The sequence below is a fragment of the Streptomyces sp. ISL-1 genome, from assembly GCF_018614585.1.
In the GTDB taxonomy this organism is placed as follows: domain Bacteria; phylum Actinomycetota; class Actinomycetes; order Streptomycetales; family Streptomycetaceae; genus Streptomyces; species Streptomyces maoxianensis.
Genome location: NZ_JAGGOI010000053.1, coordinates 19,497 through 37,440, shown reverse-complemented (window position 1 = coordinate 37,440; position 17,944 = coordinate 19,497). Strand labels below are relative to the sequence as shown.

At 69.1% G+C, this 17,944-nt stretch carries 9 protein-coding genes and 1 pseudogene; 3 read left to right on the top strand and 7 right to left on the bottom strand.

All coding sequences use genetic code 11. The features are described from left to right. Positions 1 to 259 precede the first annotated feature (259 nt). From pulA to J7E87_RS30620, 7 genes and pseudogenes are all read right to left on the bottom strand, one after another. Positions 260 to 5,566, bottom strand: coding sequence for a pullulanase-type alpha-1,6-glucosidase (pulA, locus tag J7E87_RS30650; RefSeq protein ID WP_308313135.1), 5,307 nt, complete (start codon positions 5,564 to 5,566; stop codon positions 260 to 262). 304 nt (positions 5,567 to 5,870) lie between these two features. After that, positions 5,871 to 7,253, bottom strand: a pseudogene (locus J7E87_RS30645) (alpha-amylase family protein); the annotation flags it as partial. 350 nt (positions 7,254 to 7,603) lie between these two features. Next, positions 7,604 to 8,674 (bottom strand): LacI family DNA-binding transcriptional regulator, encoded by a 1,071-nt coding sequence (locus tag J7E87_RS30640; RefSeq protein WP_215097862.1) that lies wholly within the window; start codon positions 8,672 to 8,674, stop codon positions 7,604 to 7,606. Beyond that, the gene (locus J7E87_RS30635; protein ID WP_215097861.1) at positions 8,659 to 10,332 is read right to left on the bottom strand and encodes a glycoside hydrolase family 13 protein; all 1,674 of its coding nucleotides are present in this window, start codon (positions 10,330 to 10,332) and stop codon (positions 8,659 to 8,661) included. The genes J7E87_RS30640 and J7E87_RS30635 overlap by 16 nt, the downstream gene beginning before the upstream one ends. A gap of 100 nt (positions 10,333 to 10,432) precedes the next feature. Then, entirely contained in the window at positions 10,433 to 11,359 is a 927-nt protein-coding gene (locus J7E87_RS30630; RefSeq protein WP_251018242.1) for a sugar ABC transporter permease, read from the bottom strand. Positions 11,360 to 11,421: 62 nt separating this feature from the next. Further along, positions 11,422 to 12,420, bottom strand: coding sequence for a carbohydrate ABC transporter permease (locus J7E87_RS30625; protein ID WP_215097859.1), 999 nt, complete (start codon positions 12,418 to 12,420; stop codon positions 11,422 to 11,424). Positions 12,421 to 12,560: 140 nt separating this feature from the next. Then, positions 12,561 to 13,832, bottom strand: coding sequence for an extracellular solute-binding protein (locus J7E87_RS30620; RefSeq protein WP_215097858.1), 1,272 nt, complete (start codon positions 13,830 to 13,832; stop codon positions 12,561 to 12,563). Positions 13,833 to 14,198: 366 nt separating this feature from the next. On the opposite strand from J7E87_RS30620, the gene J7E87_RS30615 reads away from it, so the two are divergent. The 3 genes from J7E87_RS30615 to J7E87_RS30605 all read left to right on the top strand — a co-directional run bounded on the left by J7E87_RS30615 (position 14,199) and on the right by J7E87_RS30605 (position 17,879). Then, complete coding sequence (locus J7E87_RS30615) at positions 14,199 to 15,836, top strand: alpha-amylase family glycosyl hydrolase (protein WP_215097857.1); 1,638 nt, start codon at positions 14,199 to 14,201, stop codon at positions 15,834 to 15,836. A 25-nt stretch (positions 15,837 to 15,861) separates the two neighbouring features. After that, on the top strand, positions 15,862 to 16,917 hold the full coding sequence (locus J7E87_RS30610) for a LacI family DNA-binding transcriptional regulator (protein WP_215097856.1): 1,056 nt from the start codon (positions 15,862 to 15,864) through the stop codon (positions 16,915 to 16,917). Positions 16,918 to 16,991: 74 nt separating this feature from the next. Continuing rightward, positions 16,992 to 17,879: a phosphatase PAP2 family protein gene (locus J7E87_RS30605; RefSeq protein WP_215097855.1), complete on the top strand. Its 888-nt coding sequence runs from the start codon at positions 16,992 to 16,994 to the stop codon at positions 17,877 to 17,879. Positions 17,880 to 17,944: the final 65 nt, after the last annotated feature.

Here is a 17,944-nt window from a genome sequence, read left to right as displayed (position 1 = left end):
CGGCCTGGCCACGGCTGCCCGCGCTTGTGCGTCCGACGGACAGTCGTATCGCCGAAGGCCGCCCGCGTACGGCGTGTCCGCGCCGGAAGACCAAGGACCGCGGCCGCACCGCCGGTGAGTCAGGCGGTGCGGCCGCGGCCGGATCGGCCGCTTCTTGCGGCACGTGCGCACAGTGCAGTTCCGTGGTCCCGCCGACGAGCCGGGTCAGCCGGTCGGCCTGCACCTCGGCGTCACGGCGGGCGGCGGGCACCCGCGGCGTTCAGCCCCGGGCGAAGACGGCGACGGTGCGCGCCGGAACGGTGAAGCTGCCTGAACTCCCCTCGTACGACGATGCCTTGGTGGCGCTGTCCGCGCCCGCGGCCTGGACACGGTGCAGGGCGTACGGCTTCCCGGCCAGCTCAGCGACCCGCTGGGTCTGCCGCTCGGGCGTCGCGTTGAAGACGACGACCAGATCCCCGGCCCGCATCGTGATCACGCCCGGCGTCTCGCCCTTCCCGGAGAGCGGGAAGGAGACCGCGGACTGCACCTCGCCCGCCGTGCCCAGGCTGAATGCCCGCTCACTGGCGCGGATCGAGAGCAGATCACGGTAAGCGGCCGAGGCGCCATTGATCTGCGGACATCCCACCGTGAGCGGCGCGGCCGTCAACAGGGGCTTGGCATAAGGCCACTTGGACTTGTTGTCGGGCTCCGGCGGCAGCCCGCGGCCGAAGCCGTTGCCGTCCCGGCAGTCCCAGTGGACCGCGTTGAACCAGTCGCCACTGTCGTACGAATTGCGGTCCAGCGACTTGGAGCGGAGCAGGTCCGACCCGGCCTGGGAGAGCGCGGGGCCCTGGGAGAGCGCCGCGGTCGCCATCGCCAGCACCTGCATACGGGCGCGGTCCGCCGGGGACGTACCCGGCGGCAGCTTGAAGGCGAGAGCGTCGTAGAGGGATTCGTTGTCGTGGGCGTCCGCGTAGGCGAGGGCGTCACCCGGGGCGGAGGCGTAACCGGCCGGGGCGCCGTTGTAGTCCACCTCGGAGCCCTTGACGGTGCGGCCCGAGCTGTCGGTGAAGGTGTACGCCGCGAGGTTGCCCGTAAGACCGACCTTGATCAGGTCCTGGTAGTGCAGCAGCCGGGCCTTCTGCTGGGCCTCGGTGCCATTCGCCGGCGAGGAGTTGGGCTCGGTGTAGAGCCCCGAGGCGAAGCCCTGGACGCCCGGGTCCTCGTCGAAGGGGCCGCCGCCGCGCACCGCGTCACGGGCCCGGTCGGAGAAGGTCGCCACTCCCGTCCCGGCCATGTTCTTCTGGGTGGCCTGGACGAAGCGGGCGTCGTCCGCGATCTCCCCGAAGTTCCAGCCCTCCCCGTAGAGAATGATCTTCTTGCCGTCGACGCCGTCCCGGGCGAACGTCAGCTTGTCCAGGGCCGCGCGCACCGCGAGGATGTTGGCCTTCGGGTGGTGGCCCATCAGGTCGAAGCGGAAGCCGTCGACCTTGTACTCCTTGGCCCAGGTGACGACCGAGTCGACGACGAGCTTGCCCATCATGGCGTTCTCGGGCGCGGTGTTGGCGCAGCAGGTGGAGGTGGCCACCGTGCCGTCGGCGAGGAGCCGCTGGTAGTAGCCGGGCACGATCTTGTCGAGTACGGACTTGTCGGCCTGGCCGCTCGCCACGGTGTGGTTGTAGACGACGTCCATGACGGTGCGCAGGCCGCTGGAGTTCAGGCCCTGGACCATCTGCCGGAATTCGACCGTACGCCGGGTCCCTTCCGGGTCGGAGGCGTACGAGCCCTCGGGGACGGTGTAGTGCAGCGGGTCGTAGCCCCAGTTGTACGCGTCCTTCGCGGCGGCCTTGGCGATACATGCCTGCTGCTCGTCGGAGTCGGGTGCGTACGCCTTGAGGTCGCAGGCGGGTGAGGCCTGGTCGGACTTCCTCTCCGGGATGGTGCCGATGTCGAAGGCTGGCAGGAGATGGACGTAGGAGGCGCCGGCGGCGGCGAGCGCGCGCAGATGCCTCATGCCCTGCGAGCCGCGGTCGGTGAAGGCGAGGTACTGGCCGGGGTGGTTCGATGTGCGGTCCGCGACGGAGAAGTCACGGATGTGCAGCTCCTGGATCTGCGCGTCGCGCAGTGGCACGGCGGTGGGCTTCTTCGTCGAGGCCCAGCCCACGGGTGCGAGCTTCGGGTCGGCGAGGTCGACGACCAGGCTGCGGGCGGAGTCGGTGGTCAGGGCGGTGGAATACGGGTCGGTGACCTTGTTGGTGACGACCTTCTGCACGCTCGGTGCCCAGACCTTGACCGCGTAGCGGTAGGGCCTCTGGGCCCAGCTCTTCGGCCCGGTGACCGACCAGACGCCGCTCGCGCCGTTCCGCCGCATCGCGACCGTCTTCCCGTCGAGCTCGAGGGAGACGGACTGGGCGGTGGGCGCCCAGAGGGAGAGTGTGGAACGGCCGCGGTTGTCGAAGACCGGCCCGAGCTTGGCTCCGGTCGCGTCGTACAGCTCGTCCAGTACCCCCGGGATCTGTACGCCGGTGGCGGCGAGCAGCGCGCCGTTGGCCCCGCGCTGGGTGGCGATCAGCTGGCCGTGCAGGGACTCACGGACCCTGTCCCGGTCGCGGGGGTCGACGGTGAAGGCCGGGTAGTCCTTGAGGTGGGGGTACTTGGCCTTCTGCGCGTCACTGAGCGCGGACGGTGTGAGCCGAAGCCAGCGGCCCTCGTCCGACAGCGCCCCGTCGACGACGGAGATGCCGCCGTCCTTCGCGTAGACCAGCTGCTGGCTGGTGGCGTCGGTGGCCTTCACCTTCCAGACGACGGTGTCCCGCCCGATCCACTGGGCCTCCGCCTTGGCCAGGTCGAGGGAGGGCGCGCCACCGGTCTGCGGCAGCAGATACTTCGGCTGCCCGGCCAGCAGCCGGACCTCGTGTCCGTATGTCGCGAGGTCCAGGGACTGGTCGGTCGGCAGGTCCTTCTGGTCGCCCTTGTGGAGGATGTAGCTGAGCGAGGTCGCGCCGGCGGCCAGCGGCACCTCGAAGGTCACTCCGTACGCGTCCTTCCGCACCGGCTGGAGCGGCTTGGACCAGTCGGTGGGCGATGCGGCGCCGGTCCAGGTGTGCAGGCCCCAGCTGTCGTAGTCGCCGTCGGGTCGGTGGTAGTGGAGGACGGCCTTGGTCTTGTCCTGCGGCGGGTAGGCGCCGTCAGGTGCGCGGTCGGCCTGGCCGTCCTTGCCCTGCTCGATCCACACCTCGCCGGTGCGGGCGAGGTCGACGGTGCGCCGCGGGCCGTCCGCCGTGCCGTTCTTCTCGACGGTGTACGGGAGGGTCGCGGCGCCGTCGGGGAGCTTGACCCAGGCGAAGGCGCCGTAGGCGTCCCGCCCGGTGAAGGGGGCCGTGGTGTCACCGGACTTCAGCTGCCAGCCGTCGTAGTCGCCGTCGGTCCGCTTGTAGTGGACGACGGCGTGGTCGCGCTCGACGGCCACCGGCTTCTCGGGCGGCGGGGCCTGGCCGGCGGTGCTCGAGGCGAGGGCGCTCGCGGTGCGGCCCGCGCTGTCCACCACAACGGCCTTGTAACGCAGGGGCGTTGTGGCCTTCACCTTCCGGTCGATGTACTGGGTGACCTTGTACGGGGCGTGGTCGGCAGAGCCGAGGGTGTGCCACTTGCCGTTGCCGCTCTGGGCGGCGAAGACCACGCGGTTCAGCTGTCCGCCGGAGGTGTCCGCCGTGATCTCGACGGTGCCGGTGGCTCCCGCGGCCGGCGCCTTGAGGGTCACGGTCGGCCCGGCGGCGGGCTCGGCCAGGGGCTTCGCGGCCCGGAGCACGACCGACGACAGCGCGGGGACGGTGAGCGTGACCTTGCCCTCAGTGGCGTGGACGGTGCCCGAACCGCCGTACAGGACACGGAAGTCCACGGCGTCAACCGGCACGGTCACCGTCTTGGGCGCGGTCCCGTTGTTGGCGGCGACGAGATACTCGATGGGCCCAGTGCGCGTCTTGGCGTCCGTACGGGAGAAGGCGTACACCGAGTCCTTGGCGTACCGCTCCTGCTGGACGCCGTTGCGCAGCGCCGGGTGGTCCTTGGTGAGCTTCGACAGCGCGGCGATCGACCGGTAGACCGGGTGCGCCGGGTCGTACGCGTCGACGGCGTGGGTGCGGTCCGTGCCGATCTGGTCATCGTCCAGATAGTCGGCGGTCTTCGAAGCGAAGAGACTCTGGCGGGCGTCCTTGTCGCCGCCGGCGCCGGTGAAGCCCTGCTCGTCGCCGTAGTAGATCACCGGGTTGCCGCGGCTCAGGAACATCAGCTCGTTGGCGAGCCGTGCGCGGCCCAGCAGTTCGGCGTCTTCGGCCTTGGGGTTGTCCTGCTCGAGGAAGGTGCCGATGCGGCCCATGTCGTGGTTGCCGAGGAAGGTCACCTGCTCATAGGCGTTGGCCTTGTCGGTGGTGTAGCGGTAGTCGTTGCCGAAGACACCGGCGAGCTTGCCGGCGGGCGCACCCTGCGAGGCGAAGGCGCGGGCGGCGTCCTGGAAGGGGAAGTCGAGCGTGGCGTCCAGCCGGCCGCGCGTCACATACGGCGAGGTGATCGCCGGGTCCGCGGCGAAGACCTCGCCGAACATGAAGAAGTCGTCCCGGCCGCGCTCGGCCGCGTATCTGTCCAGCGCGGTGGCCCACTGGGTCCAGAAGTCCATGTCGACATGCTTGACGGTGTCGATGCGGAAACCGTCGATGTCGAAGTCCCGGACCCACTTCTCGTAGATCTTCTCCATGCCCTTCACGACCTCGGGACGCTCGGTCCACAGATCGTCGAGGCCGGAGAAGTCGCCGTATTCGGCGCTCTCGCCCGCGAAGGTCGAGTCGCCGCGGTTGTGGTACATCGTCGGGTCGTTGAGCCAGGCGGGGACTTTCTTGCCGCCGGCGGTCGGGGTGTACGGGAAGGAACCGGCGTCGACAGTGCCGATCCCTTCGCGGTCGTCGAAGGGGCGGCCTTCGGTGTCCAGATACGGGTAGGCGCCGGTGGGCCGGTAGCCGTACTTCTTCTCGGCGTAGTCGACCGTGTCGGCGGTGTGGTTGGTGATGACGTCGAAGAAGACCTTCATGCCCTTGCCGTGGGCCTTGTCGATCAGCTTCGTAAGGTCGGCGTTGGTGCCGAAGTGGGGGTCGACCTGGGTGAAGTCGGTGATCCAGTAGCCGTGGTAGCCGGCTGAGACGTCCTTGCCCGTGCCCTGCACGGGCCGGTTCTTGAAGATCGGGGCGAGCCAGATGGCGGTGGTGCCGAGGCCCTTGATGTAGTCCAGCTTCTGGGTGAGGCCCTTGAGGTCGCCGCCCTGGTAGAAGCCCTTGTCGGCGGGGTCGTAGCCGGTTTCGAGCCGCGAACCGGCAAGGCCGCCACGGTCGTTGGAGGTGTCGCCGTTTGCGAACCGGTCGGGCAGGACGAAGTAGAACTGCTCCCGCGTCAGATCGTGCCGCGCGGGCTCGGCGGCGAGCGCCTTGTCGGAGGGCGGCGCGGGGGGTCTGGCCGCACCGGCGGCCGACCCGGCGGGTATCAGCGCCGCGAAGAGCGCGACCGCGAGGGCGATGGCCGCGCCGCGGGGGGTGGTGGTCACCGGTTGGTTCTCCTTCGGAGTTACGAACGGCTGAGGATTGCTGTCGAGGGACGTGGTGCCGGTGGCGGGGTGTTGTCCCCCACCCCGCCCTTTCCCGTAACTGGGGGCAAGCCCCCAGACCCCGTATGCGACCTTCGGCCGCATGTCCTCAATCGCCGGACGGGCTGAAAATTCAGCCCCGTGGGGGTCCCCCCCCCGGACGAAGTCTGGGGGAGATTGAGGCGCGGGGTTCGGGGCGGAGCCCCGACAACGGCTCGGGCTGGCGGAGCCCCGGTTGAGGGAAGCACGGTGCCTAACTCGACCCGCAGCCGCGGGCGTTCACATGCAGCGCCACCGCCGTGTTCGGGCCGAGCGTCGCCGTGAACTGGCCGGAGCCGTTCACCGTCACACCCCTGCCGTTCTGCACATCGCAGTAGTCACCGGCCGGCAGCGACGTCTGGAAGGTACGTGTCAGCGCCCAGCTCTCGTGGTTGATGGCCACGTACGCCTTCGCACCCCGCCCGAACGCGATCTGATCCCCGCCGTTGTCCCACCAGTCCGTGACGCCCTGACCACGCGCCACGTTCCGGAAGGCCACCATCGAGGCGATCTCGCGCCAGGCGTGCTGGCACTTCCAGCCGTCCTGCCAACATGCGTTCACCGTGCCCCCGTTGGGCGGCCCTGCGTCCTTGTCCGACCACTCGTACCCGGAGTGGATGTCGGGCGCCCCGTACGGCCACGCCAGCATGAAGACATTCGCCAGCGTGTAGTTCGCGCCGTCCTTGTAGCTGAGGGTGTCGCCGCCGCGCTCGGTGTCGTGGTTGTCCACGAAGACCGCGGACTTGGCGGACTGCATGTACCCCCACCCCTCGCCGTAGTTCTTCAGGTACGCGAGGTTCTCGTTGTTGAAGACCCGCTTGAGGTCGCGGGCGTACCGGAACTCCTGGACGTCCCCGGTCCCCAGGTACTCACTGGGCGAGACCGCCTCGCCGGCGCCGTGGATCGCCTCCTGCTTCCAGTACACGCCGGGGTCGCTGAGTCTGGACTTGATGTTCGCGAGATCAGCCGCCGGCATGTGCTTGGCGGCGTCGATGCGGAGGCCGTCGACACCGAGCGAGAGCAGATCATTCAGGTATGCGGCTATCCGTCCGCGTACGTACTCCTCGCCGGTGTCCAGGTCGGCGAGCCCGACCAGCTCGCAGTTCTGGACGTTGGCCCGGTCGCCGTAGTTGGAGCCGATCTGTGAGCGGCAGTCGTCCATGTCGGCACCCGAGTAGGTGCCGGGGTAGTTGTACTTCTCGTACGACGAGCCGCCGGTGCCGGTGCCGGCGGCGGACGCCATGTGGTTGATGACGCTGTCGGCCACGACCTTGACGCCCGCCGCATGGCAGGTGTTCACCATGGCGCTGAACGCCGCGCGGTCGCCGAGACGGCCGGCGATCTTGTAGCTGACGGGCTGGTACGAGGTCCACCACTGCCCGCCCTGGACGTGCTCCTGCGGCGGTGAGACCTGGACGAATCCATAGCCCGCGGGGCCGAGTTGTTCGGTGCACGCCTTGGCGACCGAGGCGAAGCGCCATTCGAACAGGACGGCGGTCACGTCCTTGCCGCCCGGCGGCGCCGCGTCGGCGGCTTCCGGCGGCCCGGTCACGAGGACTGCCGCGCCCGCCACCAGGGCGAGCGCGGCAGCCAGAGGTCTGCTGGCCATATCTCCTCCTGCACAACGCTGTGCATGCGTGGGGGAAGTGCGGGTGACGGTGCAGCCTTGTCCGGCAACGCGCCGTGCCCGTAAGGCCTTTGATGGTTCTGATGTCGTCTCTGACAGTTCTTGCTGCAAGAACGCAGAAAGTTATTGCGATCGCGACCGTACGAGCCTGCTCGGCCCAGGGTCAACCCTTTGGACACACTCTCGTCGCGCCGCAGAAATCTTGGGGTTTCCCAACTGCAAGACCTTTCGCAAGTTTTGCAGTGGTGTTACGTTCAACCATGACTCCGGGCCGGTCGGCCGGGGGCCCGGCAGGTCCGGGCCCCACGCGCCCGGCCGGCCGGTCCGGTCACTTACCGGCGTGCCTGCGCGGTGGTGCCCCGGACCACGAGTTCGGGCTGGAACACATATTCCGTGCTCTGTACGGGACTTCCCTGCAGCTCCTCCAGCAGCGCGCCGACCGCGGCCGCCGCCATCGCCTTCACCGGCTGACGGAGCGTGGTCAGCGGCGGATCCGTGAACGCCACCAGCTGCGAGTCGTCGAACCCGACCACCGAGAGGTCGTACGGCACATCCAGGCCCCGCTCCCGGGCCGCCCGGATGGCGCCGAGAGCCATCATGTCGCTGCCGCAGACGATGGCGGTGCACCCCTTGTCCAACAGCGCACCGGCTGCCGCATGGCCACCCTCGACGCTGAACAGCGAGCGCTGGACGAGCTGTTCGGCCGCCGCGGCGGTGTAGCCCAGGATGGAGCGGAGACCGTTGGTGAAGCCCTCGGCCTTGCGGAGGGCCGGCACATAGCGGAGGGGGCCGATCGCGAGGCCGATCCGCTCGTGCCCCAGCTCGGCCAGATGGTGCACGGCCGTCCGCATCGCCGCGCGGTCGTCGCAGGAGACGCACGGCGCGCTGATGTGCTCGCTGTAGCCGTTGATGAGGACGAACGGAACTCCCCGGTTTACGAGTTCGGCATACCGGATGTGATCGGCCGAGGTGTCGGAGTGCTGCCCGGACAGGAACACGATGCCGTTGACACCGCTCTCCTGGAGCTGTTCGACCAGCTCGTCCTCGGTCGCGCCGCCCGGCAGTTGGGTGCAGAGCACCGGGGTGTAGCCGTGCCCGGCCAGGACCTGCTCGACGGCCTGGGCGAAGGCGGGGAAGATCGGGTTGGTGAGCTCGGGGGTCAGCAGGCCGATGAGACCCGCGCTGCGCTGGCGCAGCCGTACGGGCCTCTCGTATCCGAGCACGTCGAGCGCCGCGAGCACCCGCTGACGGGTGCCGCTCGCCACCCCCGGCTTGCCGTTCATGACCCGGCTGGCGGTCGCCTCGCTGACCGACGCCTGGGCCGCGATGTCCGCGAGCCGCGGGGCGGCGCCGGACTGAAGGGCGCCCACCCGCGACGGAGGAATCGTCACACCGTCCACCACACGGCGCTGTCCGCGGGCAGTTCGACCTCGCCGTCGGCCGGCTCCACGGCGCTGCCGGCCAGCAGGACTCGGCCGGGGGCCGGTATCCGTACGGCCGCGCCCGTCGTGTTGACGGTGCAGACGAAGCCGCCCGGGCGCCGCAGCGCGAGCACTCCCTCGGGGGCGTCCAGCCACTCGACCGCGTCGCCCGCGCCCAGCGCGGGGTGCTCACGGCGTGCCGCGAGGGCGCTGCGGTACAGCTCCAGGGTCGAGTCCGGGTCGCCGGTCTGGGCCTCGACGCTGAGCCCGGCCCAGCTGTCCGGCTGGGGCAGCCAGCTGCCGCCCGCGCCGAAGCCGTACGAAGGGCCCTCCGCGGTCCACGGGATCGGCACCCGGCAGCCGTCGCGGAAGCCGTCCTGGCCCTCGGTGCGGCCGAACGCCGGGTCCTGGCGTACCTCGTCGGGCAGGTCGGTGACGTCGGGAAGCCCGAGCTCCTCGCCCTGGTAGAGATAGGCGGAGCCGGGCAGCGCCAGCATGAGCAGGGTGGCGGCGCGAGCCCGTCGCAGACCCAGTTCACGGTCGCCGGCCTCGCGGATCTGGGTGCCGGCCGCCGGGCCCGCGAAGCGGGTGGCGTGCCGGGTCACATCGTGGTTGGAGAGCACCCAGGTGGCCGGGGCGCCGACGGGCCGCATGGCGTCCAGCGACGCATCGATGGCCCGGCGCAGCTCGGCCGCGTCCCAGTGGGTGCCCAGGTACTGGAAGTTGAAGGCCTGGTGCAGCTCGTCGGGGCGCACGTAGTTGGCGGTGCGCTCGACGGTGGGGGTCCATGCTTCGGCCACCGCGATGCGGTCGCCCGGGTACTCGTCGAGGATCGTGCGCCAGGCGCGGTAGATCTCGTGGACACCGTCCTGGTCGAAGAACGGCGTGCCATCGTCACCGCTGCCCAGCAGTTTGAGCTGGTCGCCGGAGCCCAGGTCGGGCAGCCCCGCCGCCTTGACCAGGCCGTGGGCGACATCGATCCGGAAGCCGTCGACGCCCATGTCGAGCCAGAAGCGCAGGATCGAGCGGAACTCGTCGGCGACGGCCGGGTGTTCCCAGTTGAAGTCGGGCTGCTCGGGGGCGAAGAGATGCAGGTACCAGTCGCCCGGTGTGCCGTCCGGGTTCCGCGTACGGGTCCAGGCGGGGCCGCCGAAGATGGACTCCCAGTCGTTGGGCGGCAGTTCGCCGTCGGCGCCTTTGCCGGGACGGAAGTGGTAGCGGTCGCGCAGCGGGGATCCCGGGCCCTCCTTCAGCGCGCGCTTGAACCATTCGTGGGCGTCGGAGGAGTGGTTGGGCACCAGGTCGACGATGATGCGCAGCCCGAGGTCGTGCGCGTCCCGGATCAGCGCGTCGGCGTCGAGGAGCGTGCCGAACATCGGGTCGATGGCCCGGTAGTCGGCGACGTCGTAACCGGCGTCGGCCTGCGGCGATGCGTAGAAGGGGCTCAGCCACACGGCGTCGACGCCGAGTTCCTTGAGGTACGGCAGTCGGCTGCGGATGCCCGGAAGGTCCCCCATGCCGTCGCCGTTCCCGTCGGCGAAGCTGCGGGGGTACACCTGGTAGATGACGGCGTCTCTCCACCAGTCCGCGCAATCCGCGGGCAGGTCGGTGTGATGGACGTCAGCCAGGTACTGGGTCATTCTCGATCCCTCTGAGGCTCGGTGCAGCGATTCGGGCGAAACATCAGGCAGCAGGGCGCACCCGGCCGGTCAGGCAGCCGGGTGCCCCGGTTCGTGGGGGTCAGGACTTGGCGGCGCCGGCGGTGAGGCCGGTGACCAGGTGGCGCTGGACCAGATAGAAGAACAGCGACGCGGGGATGGCGATGAGCACGGAGGTCGCGGCCATCAGGTCCCACTGGGTGTCGTGCTCGCTGATGAAGGTGGTCAGGCCGATGGCGAGGGTGTACTTGTCGTCACTGAGCATGAACACCGACGCATAGGCGACCTCGGCCCAGGCGGTGAGGAAGGTGTAGAACGCGGCCACCGCCAGGCCCGGCCGGGCGAGCGGCAGGATCAGCCGGTAGAAGGTGCCGAACGGGGAGAGCCCGTCGATCCGGCCGGCTTCGTCGATCTCCGCGGGGATCGTGTCGAAGTACCCCTTGAGCAGCCAGGCGCAGTACGGGATCGCCGTGGTGCAGTAGACCAGGATCAGGGCCCAGTAGGTGTCCAGCAGACCCAGGTTGGCCAGGATGTTGTAGAGCGGCACCATGAGGATGGCGACCGGGAACATCTGGGTGACCAGGAAAGTCCACATCAGCTGGCGGTGGCCGGGGAAGCGCATCCGGGAGACCGCATAGCCGGAGCTGGCGGCGATGAAGACGCCGAGCAGGCAGGTACCGAGCGCGACGATCAGCGAGTTGACGAACCACTGGAGGAACGACGTGTCGTTCAGGACGGTTGTGTAGTTCTCGAAGCTGATCTTGTCGGCGATCTGGCCGGGGTGGAGGAAGTCGGTCTTGTCCGGGCCGAGCGAGATCCAGGCGATCCAGCCGATCGGGAACGCCGCGATGAAGCTCGCGACGATCAGCACGCCGTGGACCAGCAGGGATGCGGAACGGGAACGCTCTCCGCGCTTCAACTGCCGCTTGCCCGGGGGACGCGTGCGGGGCGGTACGGCCCCGGCCGTACCGGCCGCGCCCGCGACCGGGCGATCTGCTGTGGTGCTCATGGGGGTCGCTGCCCTCTCTGTGGTCATGGCGGGTGCTGTTGCTCGACGGCCCGGGCGGGCGGTCAGACGGCCTTCTCGTTGCGGGCCAGCCAGCGGCGGTAGAAGGAGGCGAAGACGATGAGCATCGACAGGATGATGACGCCGTACGCGGCGGAGCCGGCGTAGTCGCGCGGGTCCTGCCCGAAGCCGAGGCGGTACGCCCAGGTGACGAGGATCTGGGCCTCCGTGCCCGAGGTGTTGCCGAACAGCAGGAAGATGACCACGAACTGGTTGAACGTCCAGATGACGCCGAGCAGAACGACCGTGCTGCTCACCGAGCGCAGGCCGGCAAGTGTCACGTACCGGAAGCGCTGCCAGGGGGTGGCACCGTCCACTTCGGCGGCCTCGTACAGCTCTGCCGGGATCGACTGCAGACCGCCGAGCAGCGAGACCATCATGAAGGGGACACCGACCCAGGTGTTGACCATGATGGCTGCGGTCTTCTGCCAGAAGGGGTCACTGAGCCAGGCCGGGGTGGGCAAGTGGGCCCATTCCAGCGCCATGTTGAGGATGCCGCCGTCGTCGGCGAGGATCAGCCGCCAGGCGAAGACGGTGACGAACGTCGGCACCGCCCACGGCAGGATCAGGACCATCCGGTAGAAGGTGCGGCCGCGCATCTTGCGGTTGAGCAGCAGGGCGAGACTCATGCCGATGCTGTAGTGCAAGGCCACACAGACGACGGTCCAGACGATGGTCCAGACGAAGTGGGGCCAGAACTGGTGGTCGCCCCCGGAGAGGATCTCCGTGTAGTTGTCGAAACCCACCCACGAGAAGCTGTCGGGGATCTCGTTGACGCCGATCTTTCGTCCGACGTTGGAGCTGTCTGCATCGGTCAGCGACAGATAGATGCCGCGGCCCAGCGGATAGAGCACCAGCACGCCGATGACCGCGACCACCGGGGCCACCATCGCCCAGGCGTACCAATTCCGGTTGTACGACAGCCTGATACGGCTCATCGGCCCGCGGCGCGGGCCATCGCCACGCTGGGTCTTTCGGCTTCCGCCCTCGACGGCGACGGTCATCTTCGACACCTTTACGACAGTTCTCAGCAGGGTGCAGGAGTGGTGGTACGGACCGCTCCAGGACTGGCGCGGGCCGTACCACCACGGGCGGACCGTCCGGCCCGCCCCTTACGGAGCGGTCCGGACGGCCGGCGGCCGTCTTAGGAGAAGTCCTTGAGGAGCTTCTTGTAGGACTCGGCGGTGGCGTCCAGGCCCTTCTGCGTGCTCACCTGACCCTGGAGGATCTTGGCGAGGTTGGTGCCGAGGTCGGCGAAGAGCGAGCTGTACTCGGGCAGCTCCGGACGGGGGCGGGCCGAGTCGGACAGGATCTGCTGGAACTCGCTGATGCCCGGGGTGGCCTTGACCTCGGCCGTGTAGGCGGAGGTACGGGTCGGCAGGGTGCCGTTCTTCAGCGCGATCTTGGCCTGGGTCTCACCCGAGGTCATGAAGCCGACGAACTTCTGGGCCGCGGCCTGGTGCGCCTTGTCGGAGCCGGCGTAGACGGAGAGGTTGTGGCCGCCGGTCGGGGCGCCGGCCTTGCCGGTGGAGCCGGCCGGGACGCCGGAGATGCCGAGGTTGGCCTTGTCCTTGAAGGCGGCGCCCTTGTAGATGTTCGTCAGCTCCCACGGGCCCTGGACGATCATCGCGACCTTGCCGGTGTTGAACGCGTCCATCATGTGGGCGTAGGAGTCGGCAGTCACATCGAGCTTGGCGACACCCGGCGAGGCGAGCAGAGCCTTGTTCTGGTCGACGGCCTTGACGGCCTCGGGCGAGTTGACCGTGATCTTCTTCCCGGCGGCGTCGACCATGTCGGTGCCCTCGCCGAAGAGGTAGGGCAGCTCGAAGTAGGCGTCGGCGCGGAGCTGGAAGCCGTCGACTCCACTCTTCTCCTTGACCGCCTTGGAGACCTTCTTGACCTCGTCCAAGGTGGTCGGCGCCTTGTCGTAGCCGGCCTTCTTCAAGATCTCCTTGTTCCACATCAGGCCGAGGGAGTCGGTGACGAAGGGGGCACCGTAGGTCTTCCCCTGGTACTGGGCCTGCTTGAGCAGGGAGGGAGTGATGTCCCCGGTGTCCTTGAGCGCGTCCGTGCCGTCCAGCGGGGCCAGGAACTGCGACTTCGCCCACGAGGCGGTCCAGCCGACCTCGGCGCGGATGATGTCGGGAGCGCCCTTGCTGCCGGCCGCGGTCTGGAACTTGTTCTGCGCCTGGTCGAACGGGACGTTGACGTACTTGACCTTGATGTCCTTGTTCGCCTTCTCGAACTCGGCGATCATCGCCTTGTACGTCGGCGCCTCGTTCGTCGCGTTCGACGTGTCCCACCAGGTGAGGGTGACCGGGCCGGCGGCCTTGTCGCCGCCGTCGTCCCCGCCGCATGCCGTCGCTGCCAGTGCCAGTGCCGCTACCAGCGCGGTGGCCGCTATGCCACGCCTCATGTGAACTCCTTCAGAGATGCCCGAGATGGCGGAGGCGACCAGGCCCCCTGCCGACCGCTCCCTCGCGGCGCCGGGTTCGGCAGGAACGTAACAAGGATGAAAGAGCGCCGAAAGACCTTGCGGCAATTTTCTGCAAGAGCGGGGGATCGTTACATCCACGTGTCCTGAGGGTTGCCATTGCATCGCTTGACGGCGGCCCACTTGCGCTACTCAGGGGCACCCGCAGAGGGTTGCAAAGTCCTCCGCAAGCCCTTGCAGAGACTGTTATTTTGGTCCGCAGCACACCGTCACTGCGGGCCCGCACCCACGTTGACCTCGTTAGTTGTACGTCCCCCCCGCCCCGGACAGTAACGAGAGGGACCCCTTATGACCCACGAGCTCGCCGCCGCCATCGGCCTTCCGGCCCCCACGGCAGCCGAAGGGCCACACCCTGCAAGCTCTTCCACCGAGGGCCCGGGCTGGTGGCGCGATGCCGTCATCTACCAGGTGTACGTGCGCTCCTTCGCCGACAGCGACGGTGACGGCATCGGCGATCTGCGCGGGGCCACCCAGCGTCTGCCGCATCTCGCACAGCTGGGCATCGACGCCGTCTGGCTCACGCCCTTCTACGCCTCCCCGCAGGCCGACGGCGGCTACGACGTCGCCGACTACCGGGCCGTCGACCCGCTCTTCGGGGATCTCGCCGACGCGGACGATCTCGTCCGCACCGCCCACGAGTTGGGCCTGAAGGTGATCGTGGACGTCGTCCCCAACCACACGTCGGACCAGCACCCCTGGTTCCGGGCCGCGCTCGCGGACCATGACGCGGGAGCGGCCCGCGCGCGCTACCACTTCCGGCCCGGCAAGGGCCCTGCGGGCGAGCTGCCACCCAACGACTGGGAGTCGGTCTTCGGCGGCCCCGCCTGGACGCGGACGCCGGACGGTGAGTGGTACCTCCATCTCTTCGCGCCCGAGCAGCCCGACCTCAACTGGGAGAACGAGGAGGTGCACGAGGAGTTCGACTCGGTGCTGCGTTTCTGGCTGGACCTCGGCGTCGACGGCTTCCGCATCGATGTCGCGCACGGCATGGTCAAGGCGGCCGGCCTGCCGGACATCGGCCACAAGGAACAGGCCAGGCTGATCGGCGCACAGACACTGCCCTTCTTCGACCAGGACGGGGTGCACGAGATCCACCGCTCCTGGCGCAGGCTCCTCGACTCCTACCCCGGCGACCGGATCGGCGTCGCCGAGGCCTGGGCCCCCAGCCCGGACCGGCTCGCGCTGTACGTGCGCCCCGACGAGCTGCACCAGGCATTCAACTTCCAGTTCCTGCGCTGCCCTTGGGACCCCGAGGCGATGCGCAGCGTGATCGACGAGTCACTGGCCGCCACCGCCTCGGTGGGGGCGCCGACCACCTGGGTGCTCTCCAACCACGACGTGGTCCGCCACACCACCCGCTACGGCGGCGGCCGGCAGGGGCTGCGCCGGGCCCGCGCGGCCGCGCTGCTCATGCTCGCGCTGCCCGGTTCGACGTACATCTACCAGGGCGAGGAGCTCGGACTGCCCGAGGTCACCGACCTGCCGGACGAGGTGCGCCAGGACCCCGCCTTCTTCCGGGCAGCAGGGCAGGACGGCTTCCGCGACGGCTGCCGGGTGCCGATCCCGTGGTCCGGCCAGGAGCCGCCGTACGGTTTCGGCCCCGGAACCAGCTGGCTGCCCCAGCCCCGGACCTGGCGGGAACTGTCCGTGGAGGCCCAGACCGGCGACCCGTACTCGACGCTCGAGCTCTACCGCTCGGCGCTGGCGCTGCGCCGGGCGCTGCCGGGCGGCCCGATGCGGTGGCTGCCGGGACCCGAAGGGCTGCTCGCGCTGTCCCGCAAGGGCCTGGTCTGCACCCTCAACACCACCGGATCGGAGATCGAACTGCCCCTGCCGGGACGGCTGCTGATCTCCTCCGAGGACATGGAGCCGATGGGTGACACAGTCCGTATTCCCGCTGATTGCTGTGCGTGGTGGGCAATCTGACGTGCGACCGGTAAGGTCCAGTCCTGTGACCGCACGGCTTGCCGACATCGCAGCCCAGGCGGGGGTCAGCGAAGCCACAGTCAGCCGCGTGCTCAACGGCAAGCCCGGCGTGGCCGCGGCCACCCGCGAATCCGTACTCGCAGCGCTCGACGTGCTCGGATACGAGCGCCCCGTGCGGCTGAAGCAGCGCAGCGCCGGCCTGGTCGGCCTGATAACACCGGAGCTCGACAACCCGATCTTCCCGGCGCTCGCCCAGGTCATCGGCCAGGCCCTGACCCGGCAGGGCTACACCCCGGTCCTTGCCACCCAGACCCCGGGCGGCTCCACCGAGGACGAGCTCACCGAAATGCTGGTGGACCGCGGGGTCTCCGGAATCATCTTCGTCTCGGGCCTGCACGCGGACACCACCGCCGACATGCAGCGCTACGACCAGCTGCGCGGACAGGGCGTGCCCTATGTCCTCCTGGGCGGCTTCTCGCCCAAGGTGAAGGCCCCCTTCGTCTCGCCCGACGACCGGGCCGCGATGCATCTCGCCGTGACCCACCTCGCCTCACTCGGCCACACCCGGATCGGCCTGGCGGTCGGCCCGAAGCGTTTCGTTCCCGTACTGCGGAAGATCGAGGGCTTCCAGAAGGCCATGGAGGCCCGACTCGGTCTCGCCCCCGAGGAGTCCGAGGAACTGATCCAGCACTCGCTCTACACCCTCGAAGGCGGCCAGGCCGCGGCGGGCGCCCTGATCGGGCTCGGGTGCACCGCAGTGGTGTGCGCGAGCGACATGATGGCGCTCGGCGCGATCCGGGCCGCGCGTGGGCGGGGCCTGAAGGTGCCGCGCGACGTCTCTGTGGTGGGCTTCGACGACTCCCCGCTCATAGCGTTCACGGACCCGCCGCTGACCACCATCCGCCAGCCGGTGCAGGCCATGGGACAGGCCGCTGTCCGCACCCTCCTGGAGGAGATCGGCGGGACTCCCGCTCCGCACAGCGAATTCGTCTTCATGCCGGAGCTGGTGGTACGGGGATCGACCGCCTCGGGGCCCGCACAGCGCCCGTCACACGGACCGGCTGGGGACAGTCGTCCCTAGGGCGCAGACAATGCAAACAGGACCAGACCGGGGGATGATCAATGTGGAGGCAGCATCTGGCAGACTCTCGTCCCATGGGTGAAGCGACCGTGAAAACTATGGAAGGCCGGACGGCCGGCCCGTCACCCATGGCGGAAGATGCCATCGATGCGCCGTCGCGCAGTCGGCTGCGACAGCTGCGGTCGCCCCGCCACCCGCGGATCTGGTTCGAAATACTGCTGATCGCGGTGAGTTACTGGACATATTCGCTGGTCCGCAATGCCGTTCCGGAGCAGAAGGCACAGGCACTGCGCAACGCGGACTGGATCTGGGATGCCGAGCAGTCGCTCGGGATGGCGGTGGAGCAGTCGGTCAACCACGCCGCGAATTCGGTGACATGGCTGATCGTCTCGATGAACTACTACTACGCCACGCTGCATTTCATTGTGACGATCGGCGTGCTGGTGTGGCTCTACCGCAGTCATCCGGGCCGCTACGCGGCTGCCCGTCTTGTCCTGTTCGCCACGACGGGTGTGGCGCTGGTCGGTTACTACCTGTACCCGCTCGCGCCGCCTCGGCTGATGAGCGGCAACGACTTCATCGACACGGTCCTGGTCCACCACACCTGGGGCTCGATGGCCTCGGGCAACCTGAAGAACATGTCGAACCAGTACGCCGCGATGCCGTCGATGCACATCGGCTGGTCGCTCTGGTGCGGCCTCATAATTTTCGCGGTGGCGTCGGCCCCGTGGGCGAAGATCCTCGGTCTGCTCTATCCGACGTTGACGCTGGTCGTCATCGTCGCCACGGCGAACCACTTCTGGCTGGACGCGGTGGGCGGCATGATCTGCCTGACTTTCGGGTTCGTGGTGTCGTACGCGTGGTTCCAGGCGTATCCGCACCGGCTGCCGCAGATCCCTGCGGTGCAGGAGGAGGCGAGCCGCCCGCGGGTGGTTCGCGCGCTGGGGTTCTCGCGCCGTTAGGGGCGGCGACGCCCAGGCCGGCCCATTGCGCCACTGCCCGGCACCCACTGCGCCCCGCATCCCTG

Bases quoted from the DNA above. Each gene is read 5' to 3' on its own strand.
- J7E87_RS30635 (WP_215097861.1), bottom strand. From the start codon at position 10,332: ATGACCCAGTACCTGGCTGACGTCCATCACACCGACCTGCCCGCGGAT.
- J7E87_RS30630 (WP_251018242.1), bottom strand. From the start codon at position 11,359: ATGAGCACCACAGCAGATCGCCCGGTCGCGGGCGCGGCCGGTACGGCC.
- J7E87_RS30625 (WP_215097859.1), bottom strand. From the start codon at position 12,420: ATGACCGTCGCCGTCGAGGGCGGAAGCCGAAAGACCCAGCGTGGCGAT.
- J7E87_RS30620 (WP_215097858.1), bottom strand. From the start codon at position 13,832: ATGAGGCGTGGCATAGCGGCCACCGCGCTGGTAGCGGCACTGGCACTG.
- J7E87_RS30615 (WP_215097857.1), top strand. From the start codon at position 14,199: ATGACCCACGAGCTCGCCGCCGCCATCGGCCTTCCGGCCCCCACGGCA.
- J7E87_RS30605 (WP_215097855.1), top strand. From the start codon at position 16,992: ATGGGTGAAGCGACCGTGAAAACTATGGAAGGCCGGACGGCCGGCCCG.